General features: G+C 44.0%; 7 protein-coding genes. All 7 read left to right on the top strand.

Annotated elements, in window-relative coordinates:
* Window positions 1-171: 171 nt before the first annotated feature.
* Genes Q0323_RS08010 through Q0323_RS08040 form a run of 7 tightly spaced genes read left to right on the top strand, consistent with a single transcriptional unit; the run spans window position 172 to window position 4,637 of the window.
* Window positions 172-519: a hypothetical protein gene (locus Q0323_RS08010; RefSeq protein ID WP_298053345.1), complete on the top strand. Its 348-nt coding sequence runs from the start codon at window positions 172-174 to the stop codon at window positions 517-519.
* Entirely contained in the window at window positions 513-1,889 is a 1,377-nt protein-coding gene (locus Q0323_RS08015; protein ID WP_298053347.1) for a hypothetical protein, read from the top strand. Before Q0323_RS08010 ends, Q0323_RS08015 begins: the two co-directional genes overlap by 7 nt.
* A gap of 2 nt (window positions 1,890-1,891) precedes the next feature.
* The gene (locus Q0323_RS08020; protein WP_298053349.1) at window positions 1,892-2,503 is read left to right on the top strand and encodes a hypothetical protein; all 612 of its coding nucleotides are present in this window, start codon (window positions 1,892-1,894) and stop codon (window positions 2,501-2,503) included.
* Between the two features lies 1 nt (window position 2,504).
* On the top strand, window positions 2,505-3,668 hold the full coding sequence (locus Q0323_RS08025; RefSeq protein ID WP_298053352.1) for a hypothetical protein: 1,164 nt from the start codon (window positions 2,505-2,507) through the stop codon (window positions 3,666-3,668).
* Complete coding sequence (locus tag Q0323_RS08030) at window positions 3,665-4,018, top strand: hypothetical protein (protein WP_298053354.1); 354 nt, start codon at window positions 3,665-3,667, stop codon at window positions 4,016-4,018. The genes Q0323_RS08025 and Q0323_RS08030 overlap by 4 nt, the downstream gene beginning before the upstream one ends.
* Window positions 4,018-4,164 carry a hypothetical protein gene (locus Q0323_RS08035; RefSeq protein WP_298053357.1) on the top strand — a complete coding sequence of 49 codons (147 nt, stop codon included), beginning with the start codon at window positions 4,018-4,020 and terminating at the stop codon, window positions 4,162-4,164. The genes Q0323_RS08030 and Q0323_RS08035 overlap by 1 nt, the downstream gene beginning before the upstream one ends.
* 56 nt (window positions 4,165-4,220) lie before the next feature.
* Window positions 4,221-4,637 carry a DUF5675 family protein gene (locus Q0323_RS08040; protein WP_298053360.1) on the top strand — a complete coding sequence of 139 codons (417 nt, stop codon included), beginning with the start codon at window positions 4,221-4,223 and terminating at the stop codon, window positions 4,635-4,637.
* Window positions 4,638-4,677 lie beyond the last annotated feature (40 nt).

Below are 4,677 nucleotides of genomic sequence, written 5' to 3' on the forward strand. Positions count from 1 at the left end.
TCTCATATATCAAAAAGGGGGAGTTTGCTTTTAAGCTACTTCCTTTGGTTGCGGACAAAGCTACGGCGAGCGAAGCGGTACATGCCGTTAAGCTCGTTAGGCGAGTCAGTTTTGCCGATGTCTCAAAGGGCGTTAGCTTTAGATACTATATAGCAGCATATTGGAGCGGTAATGCATAAGTTGGATCTAAACTATAAGGTAGAAATCTCGCAAGACCGCGTATATACGAGCTATATTAAAAGATATACGGATTTAAGGCCTGAGATATATATACCAAAAGGGGTCATTCGCCAAGATAGCGTTGTCACGAATTTTTATCTAGCTACCAACGGCGATAAGAAAGGAAGTGCGCAATACGACTTTAAGCTAGCCGTGCATAAGGCAAAAATTTATAGCTCTAAAATCGAGGAAAGCTTTATTTTAAAGTCCGATATTTACTCAAAAACGCTTGCTTTTTGCTGGAGAAATAGAGCTTACCGCCCCACTTCTTTGATTTATAGAAGGGTGGAGCAATGGTAGTAGAATACGGCTTTAAGGTCTTTGCTTTCAGGGATGGCACAAAAAGCGAGCTTCGTGGCATCAGTGAGCTGAGTATTTGCAGCGAGGAAGGTGAGCTGCAAGCGACGGCGTCTTTGAAAATCGCCGCTTCCTCCCTATTCGCCCCAATAGATGAAATTTTAATCAGCTGCTCGCATTTCAAAGATTGCCTTTTTGAGGTGAGCGAAGTTTTAAGCATAGATGCAAATTTTAAAAAGCTTGTCGCTAAAACCCCGCTTCGTTTGCCGCAAAATATATCCAGCCTAAAGGATCTCGCCTCTCTTACAGATAAAGTAAGCTTTCTTTGCGATGCACCACAAGATACGCCGCTAACGGGGCTTTCGTATTCGGATGCATCGTCGCTAGCCGGAGCACTAGAGGGCATAGGGCTTAGCTTTTGGGCGAACGATCTAGGAATTTTCATAAGCGATAAATTTTATATCGCTAAACTCGCCGTGATCGCGGCGGAGTTTAACGAGGATAATATAATAGATTTTAATCTTAGCCTTAGCGCACCGCAAAACATCGATACGATAATTTTTAACGATAAAAACGAGGATATCTATTCCGAAGCCGGGCTTACTGCGGTAATCGATCCCGATCCCCACCCGGTAACCCCGAGGGAGGTTTTAAGATATAAAGACGACGAAAACGGCGATGTTTACGTAATCTCTCCGCTTCGCGCGGTAGGTAAAATTTTCGCAACCCCCGCTTGGAAGGCAAAAGATATTAGCCTAAACGCGCCTAACGCTTCTTTCTTCGCGGATTATCGCGCGGTGGAGGAGTTTGAGCTGAGCGAGGATATCTGCGTAAAGCTTACGGGTTTTATTAAAAAACTAATAGCTGTAAGCCTTGACGGAACGCCGCTGCAATTTAGCGAGCAAACGGCGCAAGAGCAGCACGGCAATATCTATAAAGATAATGTGCTTTGCTTCGAGGGCCCTTTAAGCGGAACGCTAAAGGTAGCTTATGAAAGTAATATCTATCTTTTCGTATGCCCTGCTCGCGATCTCCCCTCCGCTCTAAATATAAAAGCGGAGTATAAAAATTTGCAAATAGATCATTTGCACAAATACGAGATTACGAAGTTTTATCCTAAAGGCTATACCCATACCTTTAGCCTGATGCGTGATTTTGACATAGATAGTGCGCTTATCGCGCATGCCGGCTTTAAGCTCGGCACGCAAAGCTTTAGTGCCGATCCTTTCGGGGAGGTGGAGATTAAATTTAGTGATTACGGAGCCTATAAGCTAGAGCTATATTTAGACGGAAAGTTAGAGAAAACAATGAATATCGGCTATTTCGCAAACGAATTTAGCTGCGATTTCAACGAGATTAAGGAAAAGGATTAAAGATGGCTGAAACATTTGACGTAGCTCTGTATAAAGATGCGGCCTGCGAAAAAGCATTGAAGCTAAATTCGAAAGATCTAAATTTGGATTTTAGCCTAAGCTCTAGTATTTTTAATGGACGTACGAAAGGCGGTGCCATAGGTCCTAGAGGGCGCTTCATCGTCTGGGCAAAAGCAATAAATCCCGTAGCTAGGGTATATTGCGCCGTGATAGGTAGAGACTATTCGACCTTACTAAATTTTGACGAGGACGCCTTTCAAGGCAGGATCAATATATTAGAGGGAGGAAGGCTAGGCGAAAAAGACATAACTATGCTACTTGGGTTAGTAAAGTATTCATCCTCGCCCGATGCACAAAATCCCTCCATAACGCTTTATAGCTTCAAAGCCCCACTATTTTTTATCGATAATAGAGGTAGCAGGGCATATCGCCTTGAAGCTGTAGATAGTGCTGGCAATCTTACCTTTTCAGGCGAAAAGCCTTCCGAAAGAGAGGAAATTTTTTGGCTGAAAGATATAGGAGATTGCAGCTCGCCTACACCCATTAGTGTAGAGCTCACCGACAGTAGCGGCGATATTTATAAAAACATGAGTATTTTGCTGATGTGGGGCTAAGATGGAGTTTATAGCAGACGAAAGCAATGGCGGATATAGAGGACAAACCAAAGAGTGGATCAAGCTTGAACTTATTAATGGCGCGGTTAGCAGGAAATACTATAAGGCACTGCAAGGTGCATATCTCGTGCCTCTAGACGGCAAAAAGCCCGGGCATAATAGAAAACCTGTGGGACAGAGCTATGATACTTATGCCCTTGGCGATTATCGCTTCTATCTCGACGATCAAAAATCACCTATACCGTTTTATAATAATGATTCAATTATAGATTTTGTATCTATTCAGGCGTATCCAGACCGAAAGCGACAATATCACGATACCTATGACATAAGAGACGATGAGCTTTTGATATTCTGCGACGACGGCAAAAAGATCCGCGTAAAGGAGATGTTTCGCTTCGCTCTAAGCAGAGAGTTAGATTTTACAGTTCCTAATAGCGATGGAAGCAAAACAAAAACTACGCCCTTTTTGGATGTTGCAAACAAAAGAGAAAAAAGCGATTATTTCAAAACCGTAAAAAACATGCTGAACGAATATAGATTATTTTTCTGCCAAAACCCACAAGGCAAAAGCGAGAAATATATTAAAAACGCCTTCGGCTTTGAAAAAGCCAAGCGCGCGTTAAAAAAGAAATTTCTAGCCGCGGTTTCTCTGCACTCGATTTGGAAGGGGGAGGATATATTCAAATATCCTGCACTGCCCGGATATACGACCGCGCTTAGCCTATTTATCAAAGAGGGAAGTAAGCTAAAAATGGAGGTATATTATATTGGATTAGACACGGAATATTACCCAGATAGTCGTCGGCTCCGTGAATATACTTATAAGGAGGAGATCTCCCTTAAAGACGAACTAACCGAGATAGTATTATGGGCGGATGATAGAACCATAAATTATTACGAAAGATGGTGGGGTATAGGGATTTTTTCGCAAAGCAGAACCCCTAAAAGGAAGGCTATAAAGCCGCCCGAGTATTGGCACTTTGCTAGGTTGCAAGCCCCCGGTCAGTATAAAAAGATCCGCGAAAAGCTCTATGCGGACATCTTTTTAAACGAATTTAACCACCTGGCATATGTTTATAATATGACCGGCGAACATCCGCAAGAAGGCGATTTAGAAGCATTGAAAAAGTGGTATTGGTATTCTTGGGAGGAGGAGAAATGACGCAGATTAAAGGGAGTGAGAAAAAAAGCACCAGGGGAGCAGTGAAGTTTATATTTGATCGGAGTGACGGGCTGCACGGGCAAATAAAGCTCGATCTGGATCAGGACGAGCGTATCATAGAGGCTTATGCCCGCAGGTATTTTTTGGACCACGGCGCGCGCGTAAGCGAGGTTAGCTTGCGTGCTCCGCTTCAAAGTGTGCGCACAGGCGATATCATAAAGATAGATATGCCCCGTTATAGCGTGCCTGCAGCACCTGGGGAGGATAGATTTATCGTCACGGCGGTAGAGACTCGCGTCACGGCTAGCGGCGCATTCGTAAATATAACGGCAAAAAGGTGGGATTTTTAATGGGGCTAAAGCAAACGATAAAAAATATGATACGCGCGCAGATAAAAAGCGACACGCCGAAGCAAGGTAGCGGATATAAGGTGCTAGTGCGCAAAACTGGCGAGGCGGTAAAAAAAGTCAAATTTATAAATAAATTTAGCTTTTGAATTTTTCGCTCGTAGGCGGGCTTAGCTCGCCCGAAAAGTAAATTTAAGGAGGATTTATGGTCTTGGAAATTACCAGGTTCAAGGAAATTGATGATATGACACTAGGGCGCTTCGTATTGAGCGACGGCGAAAAAGTAGTGCTCATAGGCTATACCTGCGAGCCTGCGGGTCCTGATACTACACAAAGCGGTATGGATAGACGCATACCGCAAGGGCGGTATCAAATAGCCTGGTACGATAGCCCGAAATTTAGAGCTCGTCTGCCGCTGCTGTATAGCGAGCAGGTACCTAAAAGCCGCTGCATTCTGATCCATTCGGGCAACACCGGACGCAATCCCGGGGGCTGCGTGCTACTAGGTTCGTCTTTGGGCGCGCACGGAGTAAAAGACTCTCGCACGGCTTTAAGCGCACTACTCGCCGCCGTAAAAGGGCAAGAATTTGCAGTGCAGATTAAAAATGAGATAAAGGAATAAAATGAGCATTTCAGCTATGAATAACACCCCCGAAAAAATG

Origin of the sequence: uncultured Campylobacter sp. (genome assembly GCF_938030145.1) — a bacterium.
GTDB lineage: Bacteria > Campylobacterota > Campylobacteria > Campylobacterales > Campylobacteraceae > Campylobacter_B.

Excerpts from the sequence above, each read along its gene's own strand:
- Q0323_RS08010 (WP_298053345.1), top strand. The coding sequence starts at position 172 with ATGCATAAGTTGGATCTAAACTATAAGGTAGAAATCTCGCAAGACCGC.
- Q0323_RS08035 (WP_298053357.1), top strand. The coding sequence starts at position 4,018 with ATGGGGCTAAAGCAAACGATAAAAAATATGATACGCGCGCAGATAAAA.
- Q0323_RS08040 (WP_298053360.1), top strand. The coding sequence starts at position 4,221 with ATGGTCTTGGAAATTACCAGGTTCAAGGAAATTGATGATATGACACTA.
- Q0323_RS08025 (WP_298053352.1), top strand. The coding sequence starts at position 2,505 with ATGGAGTTTATAGCAGACGAAAGCAATGGCGGATATAGAGGACAAACC.
- Q0323_RS08020 (WP_298053349.1), top strand. The coding sequence starts at position 1,892 with ATGGCTGAAACATTTGACGTAGCTCTGTATAAAGATGCGGCCTGCGAA.
- Q0323_RS08015 (WP_298053347.1), top strand. The coding sequence starts at position 513 with ATGGTAGTAGAATACGGCTTTAAGGTCTTTGCTTTCAGGGATGGCACA.
- Q0323_RS08030 (WP_298053354.1), top strand. The coding sequence starts at position 3,665 with ATGACGCAGATTAAAGGGAGTGAGAAAAAAAGCACCAGGGGAGCAGTG.